This window comes from uncultured Sphingorhabdus sp., from assembly GCF_937872355.1.
Taxonomy (GTDB): domain Bacteria; phylum Pseudomonadota; class Alphaproteobacteria; order Sphingomonadales; family Sphingomonadaceae; genus Sphingorhabdus_B.
The window spans coordinates 1-16,947 of record NZ_CALMSV010000207.1; the positions used below are offsets into that span (position 1 = coordinate 1).

At 59.1% G+C, this 16,947-nt stretch carries 17 protein-coding genes and 1 pseudogene; 5 read left to right on the forward strand and 13 right to left on the reverse strand.

The genetic code is table 11. The features are described 5' to 3' along the window. The 4 genes and pseudogenes from Q0239_RS13655 to Q0239_RS13670 form a co-directional block, all read right to left on the reverse strand. A pseudogene (locus Q0239_RS13655) lies at nucleotides 1-468 on the reverse strand (hypothetical protein); the annotation flags it as partial. A gap of 60 nt (nucleotides 469-528) precedes the next feature. Continuing rightward, a complete protein-coding gene (locus Q0239_RS13660) occupies nucleotides 529-1,407 on the reverse strand; it encodes an AraC family transcriptional regulator (RefSeq protein WP_298603784.1) in 879 nt (292 codons plus the stop codon). Next, nucleotides 1,395-2,177 carry an inositol monophosphatase family protein gene (locus Q0239_RS13665; protein WP_298603786.1) on the reverse strand — a complete coding sequence of 261 codons (783 nt, stop codon included), beginning with the start codon at nucleotides 2,175-2,177 and terminating at the stop codon, nucleotides 1,395-1,397. Before Q0239_RS13665 ends, Q0239_RS13660 begins: the two co-directional genes overlap by 13 nt. A gap of 75 nt (nucleotides 2,178-2,252) precedes the next feature. After that, a complete protein-coding gene (locus Q0239_RS13670) occupies nucleotides 2,253-3,188 on the reverse strand; it encodes a ribose-phosphate pyrophosphokinase (RefSeq protein ID WP_298603789.1) in 936 nt (311 codons plus the stop codon). 110 nt (nucleotides 3,189-3,298) lie between these two features. Between Q0239_RS13670 and Q0239_RS13675 the strand changes: the two genes are divergently transcribed. Beyond that, a complete protein-coding gene (locus Q0239_RS13675) occupies nucleotides 3,299-4,897 on the forward strand; it encodes an NAD+ synthase (protein WP_298603791.1) in 1,599 nt (532 codons plus the stop codon). On the opposite strand, the gene sppA is transcribed toward Q0239_RS13675, so the two are convergent. Together sppA and Q0239_RS13685 are read right to left on the reverse strand one after the other, a co-directional pair. Further along, nucleotides 4,894-6,774 carry a signal peptide peptidase SppA gene (sppA, locus tag Q0239_RS13680; protein WP_298603793.1) on the reverse strand — a complete coding sequence of 627 codons (1,881 nt, stop codon included), beginning with the start codon at nucleotides 6,772-6,774 and terminating at the stop codon, nucleotides 4,894-4,896. The two genes, Q0239_RS13675 and sppA, sit on opposite strands and share 4 nt — an antisense overlap. A 385-nt stretch (nucleotides 6,775-7,159) precedes the next feature. Next, the gene (locus tag Q0239_RS13685) at nucleotides 7,160-7,690 is read right to left on the reverse strand and encodes a hypothetical protein (protein WP_298603795.1); all 531 of its coding nucleotides are present in this window, start codon (nucleotides 7,688-7,690) and stop codon (nucleotides 7,160-7,162) included. A gap of 50 nt (nucleotides 7,691-7,740) precedes the next feature. Between Q0239_RS13685 and Q0239_RS13690 the strand changes: the two genes are divergently transcribed. After that, nucleotides 7,741-8,487: a TlyA family RNA methyltransferase gene (locus tag Q0239_RS13690; protein ID WP_298603797.1), complete on the forward strand. Its 747-nt coding sequence runs from the start codon at nucleotides 7,741-7,743 to the stop codon at nucleotides 8,485-8,487. Nucleotides 8,488-8,490: 3 nt separating this feature from the next. Here the strand turns inward: Q0239_RS13690 and hemN are convergent, their stop codons facing one another. Then, nucleotides 8,491-9,774: an oxygen-independent coproporphyrinogen III oxidase gene (gene hemN / locus Q0239_RS13695; protein ID WP_367276116.1), complete on the reverse strand. Its 1,284-nt coding sequence runs from the start codon at nucleotides 9,772-9,774 to the stop codon at nucleotides 8,491-8,493. Between the two features lie 172 nt (nucleotides 9,775-9,946). Between hemN and Q0239_RS13700 the strand changes: the two genes are divergently transcribed. The 3 genes from Q0239_RS13700 to Q0239_RS13710 are packed head-to-tail and all read left to right on the forward strand — an operon-like array spanning nucleotide 9,947 to nucleotide 11,667. After that, on the forward strand, nucleotides 9,947-10,762 hold the full coding sequence (locus tag Q0239_RS13700; RefSeq protein ID WP_298603800.1) for a universal stress protein: 816 nt from the start codon (nucleotides 9,947-9,949) through the stop codon (nucleotides 10,760-10,762). Nucleotides 10,763-10,784: 22 nt separating this feature from the next. Next, nucleotides 10,785-10,973: a DUF2892 domain-containing protein gene (locus tag Q0239_RS13705; protein ID WP_298603802.1), complete on the forward strand. Its 189-nt coding sequence runs from the start codon at nucleotides 10,785-10,787 to the stop codon at nucleotides 10,971-10,973. Between the two features lie 25 nt (nucleotides 10,974-10,998). Beyond that, entirely contained in the window at nucleotides 10,999-11,667 is a 669-nt protein-coding gene (locus Q0239_RS13710) for an OmpW family outer membrane protein (protein ID WP_298603804.1), read from the forward strand. 215 nt (nucleotides 11,668-11,882) lie between these two features. Here Q0239_RS13710 and Q0239_RS13715 read toward each other — a convergent pair whose 3' ends face one another. The 6 genes from Q0239_RS13715 to ccoP all read right to left on the reverse strand — a co-directional run. Beyond that, nucleotides 11,883-12,128 (reverse strand): hypothetical protein, encoded by a 246-nt coding sequence (locus Q0239_RS13715; protein WP_298603806.1) that lies wholly within the window; start codon nucleotides 12,126-12,128, stop codon nucleotides 11,883-11,885. Beyond that, on the reverse strand, nucleotides 12,121-12,276 hold the full coding sequence (gene ccoS, locus Q0239_RS13720; RefSeq protein ID WP_298603808.1) for a cbb3-type cytochrome oxidase assembly protein CcoS: 156 nt from the start codon (nucleotides 12,274-12,276) through the stop codon (nucleotides 12,121-12,123). Before ccoS ends, Q0239_RS13715 begins: the two co-directional genes overlap by 8 nt. Continuing rightward, nucleotides 12,273-14,402: a heavy metal translocating P-type ATPase gene (locus tag Q0239_RS13725; RefSeq protein ID WP_298603810.1), complete on the reverse strand. Its 2,130-nt coding sequence runs from the start codon at nucleotides 14,400-14,402 to the stop codon at nucleotides 12,273-12,275. The genes ccoS and Q0239_RS13725 overlap by 4 nt, the downstream gene beginning before the upstream one ends. Next, nucleotides 14,399-14,866, reverse strand: coding sequence for a FixH family protein (locus Q0239_RS13730; protein WP_298603812.1), 468 nt, complete (start codon nucleotides 14,864-14,866; stop codon nucleotides 14,399-14,401). Before Q0239_RS13730 ends, Q0239_RS13725 begins: the two co-directional genes overlap by 4 nt. Beyond that, the gene (ccoG, locus tag Q0239_RS13735; protein ID WP_298603814.1) at nucleotides 14,863-16,320 is read right to left on the reverse strand and encodes a cytochrome c oxidase accessory protein CcoG; all 1,458 of its coding nucleotides are present in this window, start codon (nucleotides 16,318-16,320) and stop codon (nucleotides 14,863-14,865) included. Before ccoG ends, Q0239_RS13730 begins: the two co-directional genes overlap by 4 nt. Before the next feature lie 111 nt (nucleotides 16,321-16,431). After that, a partial coding sequence (ccoP, locus tag Q0239_RS13740) for a cytochrome-c oxidase, cbb3-type subunit III (protein WP_298603816.1) occupies nucleotides 16,432-16,947 on the reverse strand: 516 nt, incomplete at its 5' end.

Consider the following 16,947-nt stretch of genomic DNA (forward strand, 5'->3'; position numbering starts at 1 on the left):
AGCGTCGAGCAATATGGCCTCGAAATGAGCCGCCATTTCGTCAAGATTTTGCGACGACACCGCTGCCTTCATCATGTCGGCAAAAGCGACAGGCGTCTTGACGAGCGAGGCATCATCGAGCCGATCTGCCCACAGATCTGCGGGTTGGTCGATAAACATGCTCCAACCGGCTGGCAGGAAACCGATGCTCGCAATCCGCGCATGCATGGCTGAAAACGGCCCTGCGAGGCTGGTCGGTCCGACAAAATGCGCTGGCGGAATGTCGCGCAGATTTTGCCCGACAAATCCGCCCAGCGTGTCGCCGCTATAGCGAAAACGCACGCTGGCCCATTCCGGGTTCATCCAGTCGCGCACGGGCTCGCCATCGAGACTGTCAATCGCAGTGAAATAATAGACCGACAGATAGGGCTGCAGCCGCGGGTGCGGTGCGATAAAACGCGTGTGGCTGGAGCCGTCTGCCCCGGTCATTCTACCATCCCCTGCATGTAAACTGTCATTGCTGCAGGATTTTCCTGCGTCAAGCAGGGACTAACCCATAGGGCCCTGCAATACTTGCAGTGGCTGGCCTAACGCCTCGGCCCGCGCCCTTAGCGCCGCCTTGCTGATCGGACGGGGCATATCGAGAAAGGTCCTTGGCGACATGCCCATGAAGTCGCGGAAGTCCCGGCTGAAATGCGCCTGATCGTGATAACTCGCGTCGAGCACTTTGACCCACTTCAGCGCTGGATCGAAAATCCGCGGCGCCAACGAACGCAAAAATCGCTGACGACGAAGCAGTCTTTTGGGCGGGAAGCCGAAAACACGGCGGCAAAGCCGTTCGACATATTGGTTATTCAGCCCAACCCGTTCAGCAAGCTGCCCGACATCGGTAATTTCGGGATCGGCAAGCGCATCATGCACCCGCTCAATTTCCTTTTCGCGGTCGGTGCGCGGTTTCAAAGCTGCCAGCAGATGCTGGTCGATGACCCCCGCAATTTCGGCGTGATCGCGCAAATCTTTGATGTCCCGCCAGATGGCATCGAATATCGCAAAAGCGGGTTCGACTTCGAGATCAAAACTGCCATTGGCGTAGTGACTGGCGTCTTCGCCAACGAACTTATGCCAGCCGAGCGGTAGAATGCCAATTCCCGCCAGCCGGGCGTATTGGCATGCAATATGGGCAGCCCGCGTGGTTGGACCGGTCATCGAGGCTCTGGCCACAGGCGTGGGCGGATCGGGAACGAAACTCGCCGGAATGCCGCCCTCCAGCATGAAGCGGGCTCCCGCCCATTCCGGATACAGCAGGTCTTCTAACACTGCACCGTCAGGCGTCTGAATCTCGAAAAAATAATAACTGCTGAAATACCGCCTGAGTTCCGGCGCTGGCAGGATGAATCGATAATCGCCGATAGAGCTTAGTGGTTGCACGCTAGCGCCTCGACAACATCTTCCATCCGCGCCGGATCGCCCAGCGCAATGACATGGCCTTCGGAGCCCGCGTGCAGCATCTCGCCATTCCAGTCGCACATCACCCCGCCTGCGCCTTCAACCACCGGGACCAGCGCAGCAAAATCGTGCAGCTTGAGGCCGGATTCGACAACGATGTCGATATGCCCCGAAGCGAGCAGCGCATAATTGTAGCAATCGCCGCCGAACAGCATCCGTTTGTGCGCGGTCTGCGCTGCAAGGGCCATGAAATGGTCGCCGTCATGCTGGCTGAAATATTGCGGGCCGCTGGTCGCTAGCGACGCCTGTGCCAGTTCACGGCAGGCGCGGGTCGAAACCGGCTTGCCGGTCAAAGTTGTGCCCTGTCCGGGCACGCCGATCCAGCGTTCGCGGTTGATGCACTGGTCAATCAAGCCAAGCACCGGCCAACCATCCTCGAGCAAGGCGATGAGCGTACCGAAAATCGGCCTGCCTGCCATAAAGCTTATGGTACCGTCGATCGGATCGATCACCCATGTTCGGCCAGAGGTGCCGGACTTCTCGCCATATTCCTCACCGACAATCGCATCGGTTGGGCATTCCACATCGAGTATCGCTCGGATCGAGGCCTCGGCCGCACGGTCAGCTTCTGTAACCGGCGTGGAATCCGCCTTGGCTTCATGATCAAAGTTGGCCCGGAAAAAGGGACGGATGACGCCCCCCGCCACATCGGCGAGTCGCCCCGCCAATTCAATCTCCCTTGCCCCAATCATGAAAATTTCCCTGCCCTGCTTTTCGGCAAAGCGCAACATGGCTTTACATATCAGGGCGTTGGTAAATATTGGGCCTTAGTCGAACAGGCTCGAAACGCTGCTTTCATCGGCGATGCGCTTGATCGCTTCGCCCAACAATGGTGCGATTGGCAGCTGGCGGATCTTGTCGCTGTCACGGGCAGCGTCAGAGGCGATGATCGAATCGGTGATCACCAGCTTGCGCAAGCTCGATGCGTTGACGCGGTTGACGGCCTCGCCCGACAAAACGCCATGGGTGATATAGGCGACGACGTCGGAAGCACCGGCGGCCTTGAGCGCATCGGCAGCGTTGCACAATGTTCCGGCACTGTCGGCGATATCGTCAATGAGGATGCAGAAACGCCCCTTCACGTCGCCGATGATGTTCATCACTTCGGAAACGCCCGCCTTCTCACGGCGTTTATCGACGATCGCGAGTGGGGCATCGTTGATGCGCTTGGAGAGCCCCCGCGCGCGAACTACACCGCCGACGTCGGGGGAGACAACGGTGATCGGCTTGTCGCCATGGCGTTCGAGAATGTCGGCGCTCATCACCGGCCCGGCAAACAGATTGTCGGTAGGGATATCAAAAAAGCCCTGGATCTGGCCGGCGTGGAGGTCGACGGTTAGCACGCGGTCGGCTCCGGCTTCGGTAATCAGATTGGCCACCAGCTTGGCCGAAATCGGCGTGCGCGGTCCGGGTTTACGGTCTTGTCGGGCATAGCCGAAATAAGGGAGCACAGCAGTGATACGCTTGGCTGAAGCGCGGCGGAGAGCGTCAATCATGATGAGCAGTTCCATCAGATTGTCGTTCGCCGGATGGCTGGTCGATTGGATGACGAACATATCTTCGCCACGAACATTTTCGTGAATCTCGACGAAAATCTCGTTGTCCGCAAAGCGACGGACGCTGGCATCGGTCAGCGGTAGGCCAAGATATTCGGCGATACCCTTTGCCAGCGGAAGGTTGGAATTGCCGGTAATCAGTTTCATTGCGCGCCACCCCTTTGCCGCGTTGCAGACTCGTGACGCCGCCCTAGCGAAGGCCACCGAGGCTGACAATCGCCTTGCCCGCACCGGTTGTGGACAATAGGAAGAAAGGCATGACCGATACCCTGACAATCGCCATGGCCCAACTCAATCAACGCGTGGGCGACCTGAAAGGCAATGCCGATGCCATGCTCGAATGGCGGGCAAAGGCGGGCGAAGTCGATCTGGTGCTGTTTCCCGAACAACAACTCATAGGCTATCCAGCCGAAGACCTCGTCTTGAAGCCCGCTTTTCAGAAGGCGGCTGCGCAGGAGCTGGAGCGACTTGCGGCGGCGACCGCAGATGGCGGCCCGGCGATGCTGGTGGGATCGACACTGATGGAGGCGGATGGTCTCTACAATATTGTTGCGTTGCTCGATGGCGGCAAGGTTGCGGCTGTACGCAAGAAGCACGAGCTGCCTAACTATGGTACCTTCGATGAGAAACGCATTTTCACCCCCGGTCCGCTGCCGGAACCCGTTGAATTTCGGGGTGTGAAGCTGGGTCTGCCGATCTGCGAAGATGGCTGGCTGCCGAAGGTTTGTTCGCACCTCAAGGCACAAGGCGCCGAACTGCTGATTTCGGTGAACGGCAGCCCGTATGAAATCGACAAGGATGACCGGCGGCTTGAACAGGTTTTTGCCGCGCGCGTTGCCGAGACCGGACTACCGCCGATATTTCTAAACCGCATCGGCGGGCCGGGCGAACTGGTCTTCGACGGATGCTCTTTCGTGCTCAACGCCAATGGTGTTGCCGCCGATGGATGGGTCTGCGAAGGCGGCGAACTGGCCGAATGGGAAGACCATCCCGCGGATATCTATTCGGCAATGGTGTTGGCACTGCGTGACTATGTAGATCGCAACCGCTTCCCCGGCGTGGTGCTGGGGCTTTCAGGCGGCATCGACAGCGCCCTATGCGCCGCGATTGCGGCGGATGCGCTAGGCCCGGACCGCGTATGGTGTGTGATGCTGCCCAGCCGCTTTACAGGCCAGCTCAGCCTCGACCTTGCCAAAGAATGTGCAGAAATGATCGGGTGTCGCCTCGATACCATCCCGATCAATCCGGCGGTCATGGCGTTTGACGAGATGCTCGCCGGAAGCTTTTCTGACCGTGAAGTCGACATTACCGAAGAAAATGTCCAGTCGCGTATCCGCGGCGTCACTTTGATGGCATTGTCGAACAAATTTGGTCACATGCTGCTGACCACTGGCAACAAGAGCGAGATGAGCGTTGGCTATGCGACCATTTATGGCGACATGGCGGGCGGTTATAACCCGCTCAAAGATGCCTACAAAATGACGGTGTTTGCCATCTCGCGCTGGCGCAACAAGCACAAGCCGCGCATTGGGCTTGGTCCCGACGGACCGGTGATGCCAGAAGCAATCATCACCCGCCCGCCCAGCGCCGAATTGCGCCCCGACCAGAAGGACAGTGACAGCCTGCCCGATTATCCAGTGTTGGATGATATCCTGTTGGGCCTTGTCGAACAGGAGCTGTCTGTCGACGAGGTAACGGCCCGTGGCCATGATCGCGCAGTGGTCGAACGGATTGAGCGGTTGCTCTACATTGCAGAGTATAAACGTCGCCAGGCCCCGCCGGGGGTGAAGCTGGGCAGCCGCAATTTCGGGCGCGACCGGCGCTATCCGATCACAAATGCATTCCGGAGCGGCTAACGCAATATCGAAAACAATGATCCGAGCCAGTTTTCGGCGGGTTTGGCAGCAGTAAGAGGAACGCCGGCCGCTGCGGCGCATTCTATGCAACGTGCCTGCGCCCCCTTAACCGACAGCAGCATACGCAAATCTGAGGCCATATGGTCGAATAACAATTGCTGTTCCCAGGCCGCCCGACCGAACAGGTCCGTCGGCAAATCTGCCTGCGCCGGTTCGGGCATCAGGCCACCGAGCAGCGTGCTCGCAAAATCGGGTTGCGGATCAATGTAGCGCGCATGCCATTCGCCCTCACCAAGCTTCGCGAGCCGGGCAGCTTCGGCGACTGCTTCATCTAGGCTACCAAGCTTGTCGACCAGACCCAATTGGCGTGCCGTCGCACCTGCCCAGACCCTCCCCTGCCCTACAGCGTCAACCTCATCGATGGTCTTATTTCGCGATTCAGCGACGCGAGCGAGAAAATCGCGATAGCCTTTTTCAACCACGGCCTGCGCCACCCGGTCAAACTCTGGACTGATACCGCCAAGCACGTCAGGCTCGCCAGAAAGTGGCGTGGTGCGCACGCCGTCAGTGGTCACCCCCCATTTGGCGAGCGCTTCCTTGCCCGAAGGCAAGACACCGAATATGCCGATCGAACCGGTGATGGTTTCAGGTTCAGCCAAAATCATGTCTGCTGGCGTGGAAATCCAATAGCCGCCGCTCGCCGCCAGATTCGCCATCGAAACCACCACGGGAAGCTTGCGCTTCTTCGCTTCGGCTATCGCCAGCCGAATTTTCTCCGAAGCAGTAACCGAACCGCCCGGGCTATCCACGCGAATGACCAGCGCTTTCAGATCATCATTCTGCAGCGACTGGTAAATCAGTTCGGACACGCTGTCGCCAGCGGCTACGCCCGGCCCGCCTTTGCCGTCGATGATTTCACCGGAAATTGTAATAACACCGATCGGGCTGCCGTCGCTTGGTGCGCGATGCGCGGCGAGCAGCGCTTCGGGTCGCGTCTCGGCAAAAGAACCGATCACTTCGCTCCGGCCTTCGCCGACTTTCGCAGCGACATATTTGCCAAAGGCCACGCGATCACCCAGCTTATCGACCAATCCGTTGGACAATGCCAGACGGGCAAGATCGCCCTTGGCTGCTTCGACCGCAGCGGGTGCATCGGCCAGCAAGGCATCAATCCGGGCCTTTGGGCGCGCCTTTGCAACGTCACGACGCCACTCGTTCCAAACTTCGCCGTAAAGCGACTGCATCGCCGTTTCCGCCTCGGGCGACTGGTCGGCCCGCATATAGGGCTCGACGGCGCTCTTGAATGTCCCCACGCGATAAATGTGCGCCTTGATGCCCAATTGATCGAACAGCCCCTTGTAATAAGGGCGCGAACCGCCCGGGCCCGTCGGCAGCACACCACCTAGTGGATCGAGCCAGATTTCGCTGGCATGCGCGGCCAACTGATAACCATCATCTGTATAACCGGTGGCAAAGGCATAGACCGGCTTTCCGGCTTTACGTACCGCCTCGATGCGTTCACTCATTGCCGCAAGGCTGGCCTGTCCGCCGCCCATGAAGCGGTCGAGATCGAGCACCACGGCTTTTATGCGGTCGTCTGTCATGGCAAGTTCAAGTGACCGCGAAATATCGCGCTGGCGGAACTCGCGCACCGGGGCCCGCTGCGACAGCAGGGCCGCCACCGGATCCATCGCTGCAGGCTGCTCCGAAACATAACCGTCAAGTTCGAGAAGCAAGGCCCCTTTATGCACCGCACCGGGGTTCGGCCCAGCGCTCAGCACCGCATAGAGCAGTCCAAAAAAGACCAGCAGGAATAGCAGTACGAGGCCATCCTTGATTGCTACCAAAAACCGCCAAACGCCTTTAAGGAATGCCATGACCGAACCTCAACTTTCACAATCCAATCTAGGGTTGAAAGTCGCACTTTCCAACCACCCATGCGAAAAGGGCCGCTCCGTGTTGGAGCGACCCTTTCCTTGCATGGTCAGCAGCCGGACATGCCGCTGCCGGGAGTGGTAGTCATGCTGAAATCAGCAGCCGATCCCCCGAACGGAAATGTCCGACCTCGTAACTGAACCATGAGACATCGGATCACCTCCTTTCGATTGTTGAAAACTGTTTGCGTCTTGCATCTGCTTGCCCTCCGCGACTCAAATTTGAATCAAGCGAATCTGTGAAACAAGTCTTGTTTTTCGAAAATTTTCTGGCAAATATCTTGCCTCTTGCGCGGGGCCATAAAGGCCCCTTTTTTATTGCCTGAGTTCAGCGGCAATCCTCGATAACGCGCCCGATCTCTGCCCAGTTCGGGATTGCCATCGGGCGCAAGCCTTGAATTTCAATGGCAAAGCGTCCGCGACTATAGGCGATCGCATCTAGGATAGCATCGCGCGGCATGAGTTCGGCTGCCACATAAGGCGGCTCTGTAGAAGCCTGCACCGCCGCCAAGGATTTCATCGTGGAACTGGTACGAACCAGTATTGAGCCTGCTTGAGCTGCGCCGGACACCGAAAGGAAGACGCGCGCACGCGTCTTGTCGCAACGCAAGGTAACGGTCGCATTGGCGCCTGCGGGTCCAAACAGGGCCAGCGAACCACGCGCGTCGGTGCGATAGACCCATGTGCCCGGTTCGATCGGCCAGTCAATCCAGTCGCCCGCGGGGCGCACGGGCTGCGGTGCCACAACAACGGGCGGTGGTACGGGTTGCGGCTTGGGCTGTGGAACCGGTTCGGGTTTCGATGGCACACAGGCCGCGAGTGCCAGAAGAGGCAGCAGGATCAAATGGTTCAACCGCATAGACAGCCTTATGGCCAATCAGCGCACATTCGGCTAGGCCCCAAATTGCTATGGCCAAACAGAAAATCCGGATAGACCAACTGCTCGTCGAGCGTGGCCTCGCCGAAAGCAGGACCCGAGCGCAGGCGCTTGTCATGGCAGGGCATGTGATGCTGGGCGACAAAAAGGCGGACAAGCCGGGGCTGCAGGTGGCCGAAGACGCAGAGGTCAGTGTTAAAGGACAGGACCATCCATGGGTTTCGCGCGGCGGAATCAAGCTGGCGCATGCGCTCGATCAGTTTGGTATCGACGTCACCGGCACTGTCGCAATTGACGTCGGTTCTTCGACTGGCGGCTTCACCGATGTGTTGCTGAGCAAGGGGGCCGCTAAGGTCTATGCCGTAGACAGCGGCACCAACCAGCTTGCCTGGAAATTGCGGCAGGACCCGCGCGTGATGGTTCACGAACAGACGAGCGCGCGGATTTTGACCGCCGACCATATTCCGGAGCCAGTCGATCTGATCGTCTGCGATGCAAGCTTCATCAGCCTTGCCAAGGTGCTCGAAAGGCCCATATCATTCGCCAGACCCGGCGCGCAAATGGTTGCGCTGATAAAACCGCAATTTGAAGCGGGGCGGGGAGAAGTCGGGAAAGGAGGCGTCGTGCGCGATGTGACCATTCACGCGCGAGTGTGCGACGAGGTTTCGGATTGGCTCGAAGCCTGCGGCTGGAAAGTGAAGGGGCTTACCGAAAGCCCGATCACCGGCCCCAAAGGAAATGTCGAATTTCTGATCTGGGCAGAATATAGCGCCGCGTAAGAGTCAGGCCGCCAACGATCCGGTGCCAAGCGCCGGAAGGGTAGTATCGAATAACGCCGCAACGACACGGGCATAGGGTCGCCCGGCTTCGGTCATTGCGATCTCGCTTCCATTGCGAACCACCAGCCGACGCACTTCAAGCTGACGCAGCGCAGCCATCGCTGCTGCATCGTCGGACAGGCAGGACGCATCGGTGCGGCCGGTGCACAACAATCGCTCTATCAAGCGCGCACGCATTTGATCGTCAGCATCTCGGATCAGCCCGCGGCGTCCCGCAAGTTGATGTGCGCCCACAATCTCGCGGTACGCGCCTGGATTTTTTTCATTTTGTATGATAGCTTCCGGAAACTGGCTGATTGCGCTGGCGCCAAATCCGATCAGCACGTCAGACTGGTCTTCGGTGAAACCTTGAAAGTTGCGCCGCAACTTGCCTTCGGCTGCCGCAATTGCAATCGAATCGTCTGGCAGCGCGAAATGATCGAACCCGAGGGGCACATAGCCCTCGGACACCAGCATTTCATACCCTATCGCCGCCTGTTCGAAACGCGCTTCAATTCCGGGCAGCGCTGCGGCGTCTATGCGTTTCTGTCGCGGAAAAATATGTGGCAGATGCGCGTAGCCGAACAAGGCAATGCGCGAGGGCCGCATGCGGACGACGTGATCCAACGTTCCAAGCAGGCTTTCGTTGGTCTGATGTGGCAGGCCGTACATCAGGTCGAAATTGATCGAACGGATACCGCGTGCGCGGAGCGACGCCATACAGGTTTCGATCATTTCAACCGGCTGGATGCGCCCGATGGCAGCCTGAATTTCGGGATCGAAACTTTGCACGCCGAAGCTGACCCGGCTGACTTGAGCCACGGCCAGCGTCATTGCCCATTCGAGGCTGAAAGCACGCGGATCGATTTCAACCGATATGTCAGGCTCATTCCCTGCAAACATCGTCACCAGCCGGTCAACCAACCGAACAAAAGCGATGGGTTCGATCGCGTTGGGGCTGCCTCCACCAAAGGCGATTCGCTGCAACTTGCCGCGCCCGCCCAGCATCTTCGCAACCAGCGTCATCTCTGCCTCAAGCACTTCAAGATAGGCGTGCAGCCGCTGCGTCCGCCCGGCCGCACCGGTGTTGCAGCCGCAATACCAGCAGATCGACTGGCAATAGGGGATGTGCGCGTAGAGCGAGATCGGCGTTCCACTGACAACGCCATTCAGCGCCTTCGCCTGCGCATCAGCGCCCACGGCATCGGTGAACTGCGTGGCCGGGGGGTAGCTGGTGTAACGCGGCACGGGCCGCGCCAAGAGATCCGGGAAATATGGCCACATAATGCCCGTAAGCTAGGGATCAGAGCCAGGTTTCGCTTTGATCTCAGTCAAGAAGTTCCTTGTCTTCGGTCAAGGACAACCGCCGCAGCCAATCTATTGTCTGCACCATCAACTCGGAATTGCAGGGGAAGTTGCAATGCTGAAATCAGTAATTGTTCACGTCTATGACGACAGCGGCCTTGATGGCCGGGTGTCGGCTGCACTCGACATTTGCCGCGCGCATGACGCGCATCTTACATGCATGCATGTGACACCTTATGGTGCCTATGCAACCTTCGATCCAGCCGGTGGCATGTTCACCAGCGGCGTGTTGATCGAAGAATTGCGGAAGACACAAGACGCCTTGCAGAAACGTATCGAGGACCGCCTGTCCAAGGAAGACGTCCGTTGGGATTGGCAAGCTTTTGACGGCGATGTTGCCCAGACACTGGTTTCCGCATCATCGCTTGCCGATCTGGTCGTGCTCGGACAGGCTGGTCCGTCCAAGGGCGACATTGCCCATCCACTGCCCATCGTCGACGCAGTCGTCGTTCATGCCGGATGCCCGGTTCTGGTTGTCCCGACAGGGTGTGACAAAGTTGACCCCGCTGCACCCGTAGTCGTTGGCTGGAATGCATCGGAACAGGCAGCACGCGCAATCCGTCATGCTTTGCCTACGCTGCAAGCGGCCTCTGCGGTGCATCTGGTTTCCATCGGCAATGGCGGTGAAGATTTTCCGCAGCTTGGTGCTTCGGAATATCTGTCACGTCATGGCATCAAGACCGAACTGCACCAGCTGAAACCCGGTGTGCGCGATACCGATGATGTGCTGCACCAGTTCGCGCTCGATCATGGCGCAGGCTGCATCCTGATCGGCGCTTACGGCCATTCACGGCTGCGTGAAACGCTGCTCGGCGGCGTCACCCGCTATCTGACGATGCAGTCACGCATACCTTTAATGCTGTCGCGCTGAACCATCAGGAAAGGATCACATCATGAACGCCAATGTCGGAAATGCTGATCGTATCCTGCGGATTGTCGCGGGGATCATTCTAATTTCGCTCGTCTTTGTCGGGCCGAAAACCGTCTGGGGGTGGATCGGGCTCGTCCCGCTGCTCACCGGGCTCTTCCGCTGGTGTCCGGCCTATAGGTTGGTCGGACTGAACACCTGCAAAAAACCATAACCCAACGCTCACAGGGAGTTACATAATGAGCACCAAGACAAAAACGATTTCCGCACTCGCTCTCCTGATGGCTGGAATGGCGGCAACCCCCGCCATGGCCGAAGCAGGCGATACCTTTATCCGCGTCCGCGGTATCATGGTCGCGCCGAACGAAGATTCGACCGGCATCACCCCGGCATTCCCGGCTGAAACCGTATCGGTCGACAATGCCGTCGCACCCGAAGTCGACATCACCCACATGCTGAGCAACAATGTCGGCATCGAACTTATCGCTGCTACAACCAAGCACAGCGTATCAGGCACAACCGGAACCACCGGCGGTATCCGCAAGCTGGCCTCGACCTGGGTGGTCCCGCCGCCCGGGACGCTGGAATATCCTTTCGCACCCGAAGCCCAGGTGCGCCCCTATGTCGGTGCCGGCGTCAACTGGACGCTGTTCTACAAGGAAAAGGCATCGAACGGCCTTGAAGCTGCGGTTGGCCAGACCAATGTCAATCTGAGCAGCAGCTTTGGCTGGGCGGCACAGGCCGGGATCGACATCGACCTCAACGAGAAGATGTTCCTCAATTTCGATGTCAAATATATCAAGATAGATACCAATGCCCGCCTGAACACGACCGCTGCCGGGGTGCAGCGCGTGGGCGTGGATATTGATCCGCTCGTCTTTGGCGTGGGCGTAGGCTTCAAGCTCTAAACACGCATTACCAGCTCCTCCCTCTGGAGGCGGGTTCGCAAGAGCCCGCCTCTTTTTTGTTGGAGACCTCGTGCCCAGTGGAATAATTCGTCATTCCCGCGAAGGTGGGGAACGAAGTGACAGCACGTCAATCCGTCTCCGGCCGCAGAAACTTATCCCACGAGTGATGGACCCCCGCCTTCGCGGGGGTGACGAGCACACAAGTGAGAAGACGCTCAGCAGCAGTCGTCTTGGCTATCGCCCTGGTTCTTTTTGCGCCGGTCATTGGCGGCGTGGCAGCCCTTGTTGCAGCAACCATGGTCGCTGGGCTCGGTGGGGTCTGCAGGTATATCTATGCGATCCATCCCTCCCATGCAGTTCGACACCATGATCGAACGCGCCTGCACCGCTGCAGGGATGGGCATGGACAGCGCCAGCGACGCAAGCAGGGCAACCCAGGGATTGACGCGACGCTCAATCATCGCTGGGCCCTTCGTCGTCGATCAATATGCGCAATGCCGCGCCATCAAGATCTTCAAATTGCCCGCTGCGCAGCGACCAGAAAAAGGCCCCCAATCCCAGCAGACCAAGGCCCAATGCTATCGGTATGAGAACGAGGATGCCGGTCATTTGGCAGCGCCTTTCAACCGCAACGCATTGGCGACCACGATGATCGACGAACCGGACATGGCCAGTGCGGCGATAAGCGGCGTGACCAGTCCCATGATCGCCAAGGGAACTGCGACCACATTATAGCCAATCGCGAGGACAAAATTCTGGCGGACAATCCGTTGCGTGGCACGCGCCGCACGGATCGCGATAGTAACGGGCAAAAGGCTGTCGCCCATAAACACGGCGTCTGCCGCATTCTGCCCAGCATCGCTGGCCGAAGCCGGGGCAAGGGATGCGTGTCCGGCTGCCAAGGCAGGGCCGTCGTTCAGGCCATCGCCGATCATCAATATCTTGTGACCGGCGGAAGAAAGTCGCGAAATCGTATCGAGCTTGTCCTGCGGGTGCATGCCGGTCTGCGCGGTCAGTCCCAATTCGCGTGCAACGGGTTGAACAGCTTCGGCCCGGTCGCCGGAAACGATGCTGCTTTCGATGCCCAGCGCCCGCAATTGTTGCAGCGCCGATGGCGCGTCCGGGCGCATGCCGTCTTCAAAGGTCAGGACAATCGCCGGTGCGTCGCCCTGCCGAAATTGCACGGCGAGCGACGCACCGGCGCTCCTCGCATCGGGGCGCTCAAGACGGACCCTCTCCGACCCGTAAAGCGCCTCGACCCCTTGACCGGCAATCTCCTGAATATCTGTGATGTCGGCCGCCGCCACGCCTTCGGCTTCCAGCGCACGGCGCAAGGCTTGCGACAGCGGATGGCGGCTGGTGCGCGCCAGGGCCAACGCGACAGGTTTGGCAGATGCGGGAAGCGCGTCATGGTCCACCAATTCTGGGCGGCCCAACGTCAATGTGCCGGTTTTGTCAAACAGCGCCCGATCCACTTCTGCCAACCGCTCGAGCGCAGAGCCATCTTTGACCAAAATGCCCTTTTTCATCAATGCACCTGCGGTGACGATTTGCGCGGCAGGAACGGCCAGCCCCAAAGCACAGGGGCAGGTGATGATGAGAACTGCGACCGCGATCAGCAATGATTGATGCCAGCCCGCTCCAGCCGCCATCCAGCCGGCGAAGCTGAGCAAGGCGAGCGTATGGACAGCGGGTGCATAATAGCGCGCGGCACGGTCTGCTATGCGGACGTAGCGCGACTTGGATTGCCCGGCATCCTCCATCAGCCGCGCAATGTCGGCGAGCGCGGTGGCTGCACCTGCAGCCGTTATCCGGACTTCCACGGGTGCATCGACGTTGAGCGTTCCGGCGTGAACCATGTCACCTACCGCCACCAGGACCAGAACCGATTCGCCGGTAAGCAACGACAGGTCAAATTGCGACCGTCCCTTGATGACGATGCCGTCTGCCGCCAGCCGCTCACCGGCAGCAACCAGCATCACCATGCCGGTTTTAAGTGCATCGGCGTTGACCCAGCCCGATGTGCCATCCTCCGCCAGCACCAAGGCACCTGCGGCCTTGTGCTTGAGCAGCGCCGAGACGCCATCACGCGCCCGATCGCGCATCACGCTGTCGAGCCAGCGTCCGGTGAGCAGGAAGAAGAGCAGCATGACCACGCCGTCGAAATAAGCGTGCGGGCCGCTGACAAAGGTTTCGTGCAGCGACAGCGCCGTCGTCAAGGTAACGCCGATTGCTATCGGCACATCCATATTGGTGCGCCGGTTTTTGAGCGCGTTCCATGCCGAGCGAAAGAAAGGCCTCCCGGAATAGGCTACAGTGGGCAACGCAATCAACGCTGACAACCAATGGAACAGGTCTTTCGTGCCCCCCGCAGCCCCCGACCAGACCGAGACCGACAGCAGCATGATGTTCATCATCGCAAAACCGGCGACGGCCATCGCCTTGAGAAGTTCACGGCTGCTTTCGTCAGAGAACCCCGCGAGTTCATCGCCCAGCGGCTGCGATTCAAAGCCCAGCTTGGCAATCGCGCGCTGGATTTCGGGAATCGTGGTTTCGGGCAGATGGCTGATTGCCACCCGCTTGGCCGTGAAATTGACTCGGGCTGCGGCAATACCTGGCACTTGCGTCAGCCCGGTTTCGATCTTTGAAATGCACCCCGCACAGCGCATCCCCGGCACCGCAAACAACGTTTCCGGCAGTGCGCTTATCGATGCCTGGGGTGCAGGTGCGTTCATTTTACGTCGGCGATTGTGCGATAATGGTCAGCGTCACGGCGCATTTCGAAGTGGAGCGTCCAGCGGCCGGTGGGCAGCGCCTCGGCGGAAAGCCAATTTCCATCACCCTGCGGTTCAAAGCGCAGCGCCTGTTCGGGCGCGCGGCCGAGCGGATGGATGGCGCCCGCCGATATGACAAACCCTTGGCCGGCTGCACCATTGTCAGCGACTTTCAAAGCAACCTTGCCGCCTGCCGCACGCGACGCGGCAATCGACCAGCCCAATTTGCTCTGCCGGTCGGCCTCGGCCAGCCATTCATTGTAGTTCTGGCTGGCGACATAGCTGTTGTCGACCACCGTGCCGCCGAAGGTACCGATGGCAACTTTCGCCATGTAGATGTTTACCGCAAACACGATTCCGAAGAAGCTGATCAGGATGGCCGCCATATGATAGCCGGTAAAGGGCTTGCGCGTCATATCTGTCATTGTCCTGTCTCCGGCCTTTCAAAACGTACGCTATCGCTGTCGCCGCGTTCATTGCCCGTCAGCGCGACGGCCTGGATTTCGAAATCGGTACGTGCCGAGCCTTCGGTTGGTGCAACGATGAACAGGCGAACTTTCTGCACCGTATCGGGCGCGACCGAGACTTTCACCCGATCGCTCGCGGTTTCACGCGATCCCGTGCTGGTCCATGCGACCGCACCCGGCAGCCCCTTGACCACCAGCTCAACCTCACGCTGGCGCGTTTCCATGTTGCGCACTTTGACGGTGTAATTGTTGCGGATCGAGCCGTCCGAAAGCTGCACATAAAGCGGGTTACGGTCATGCTGGACAGTAAGGTCTAGCCGTGTCCGCTGCCCCAGCGTGAACAGCATGGCGAGGCCGATCAGGCACCAGATGCCAAAATAGATCAGCGTGCGCGGACGGAACAATGTCTTCAGCGTCGGATGCGCCGTGCCGCCCGCCTTTTCGGTCGCGACATCATCGAGCGTAAGATAATCTATCAGACCGCGGGGGCGGCCAATCTGTTCCATCACGCTGTCGCAGGCATCAATGCACAGAGCGCAAGTGATGCAGCCGATTTGCGGCCCTTCGCGAATGTCGATGCCCGTCGGGCAGACGGCAACACATTGGTTGCAATCGATGCAGTCACCAAAAGCACCGGGCTGCGCCTCTGCCTTTTTCACCGAACCGCGCGGTTCACCGCGCCAATCGCGATAGGTAACGATCAGCGACTTTTCATCCATCATCGCGGTCTGAATGCGCGGCCAAGGGCACATATAGACGCACACCTGTTCGCGCATGAAGCCGCCGAAGATGAAGGTCGTCGCGGTCAGCACGCCCACTGTTGCATAGGCCACCGGTGCCGCCTGACCGGTCCAGAAATCGACCGTCAGCGTTGGTGCGTCGGCAAAATACATGATCCACGCGCCGCCGGTCCAAAAGGCGATGAACAGATAGATGGACCATTTGGCCAAGCGCTTGAAGATTTTCTCCGGCCCCCACGGTGCCTTTTCGAGGCGGATCTGCGCGTTGCGGTCACCATCTATGAAGCGATCGACATGCTGGAAAAGATCAGTCCACACGGTTTGAGGGCAGGCATAGCCGCACCACGCACGGCCAACAGCGCTGGTTACCAAAAACAGCCCGATGCCCGCCATTACCAGCAATCCAGCTACATAATAAAATTCATGCGGCCAGATTTCGATGTTGAACATGTAGAAACGGCGATTGGCGAGATCGACCAGAACGGCCTGATCGGGGGCGTGTGGCCCCCGATCCCACCTTATCCAAGGCGTGACATAATAGATGGCAAGGGTGATCGCCATGATCGCCCATTTGAATCGCCGGAAGAAGCCATTGACCGCCTTGGGGTAGACGCCCTTGCGCTTTTCATAGAGCGGATTGTCCGCCCCCATCAGGTCATCAAGGTTGGCCATTACTTCTCCCGTTTGAAACAAGACCGTAGCCCTGAGCCTGTCGAAGGGCGTCGTAAGGTTTGCGCTGAGGCTGAGAAGCGCCCTTCGACAGGCTCAGGGCTACGGTATCAATCATTGCGCAGCAGTCGCAGCCGCGGCAGCCGGAGTGGCTTCACCACCGCCCAGCGAATAGACATAGGCAGCGAGCATCTTGATGGTAGCTGCGTCGAGCTTATCATTCCAGCGCGGCATAACGCCCTGACGGCTATATTTGACCGTCTCGGTCAGCGTAACCTTGTCACCGCCATAGAGCCAGATGCCATCTGCCAGATTCGGCGCACCGAATTCGCGCAAGCCCTTGCCATCAGTGCCGTGGCACGATGCGCAATTGGTCGCAAACAGTTCGGCACCCTTGGCATTGGGCTTGGCCTTGCCAGACAGCGACTGAACATGGCCGACAGCCGAAGCAATTTCGGCAGGCGTCAGCACGCCATCAAAAGCAGGCATGGCGGAAACCCGTGTTTCGGGATGATCCGGGTTCCGGATGCCGTGCGTCAGCGTGTAGTGGATGGCAGCAATATCGCCACCCCACAGCCAGTCATCGTCGTTCAGGTTCGGATAGCCCTTGGAGCCAATCGCGCCCGAGCC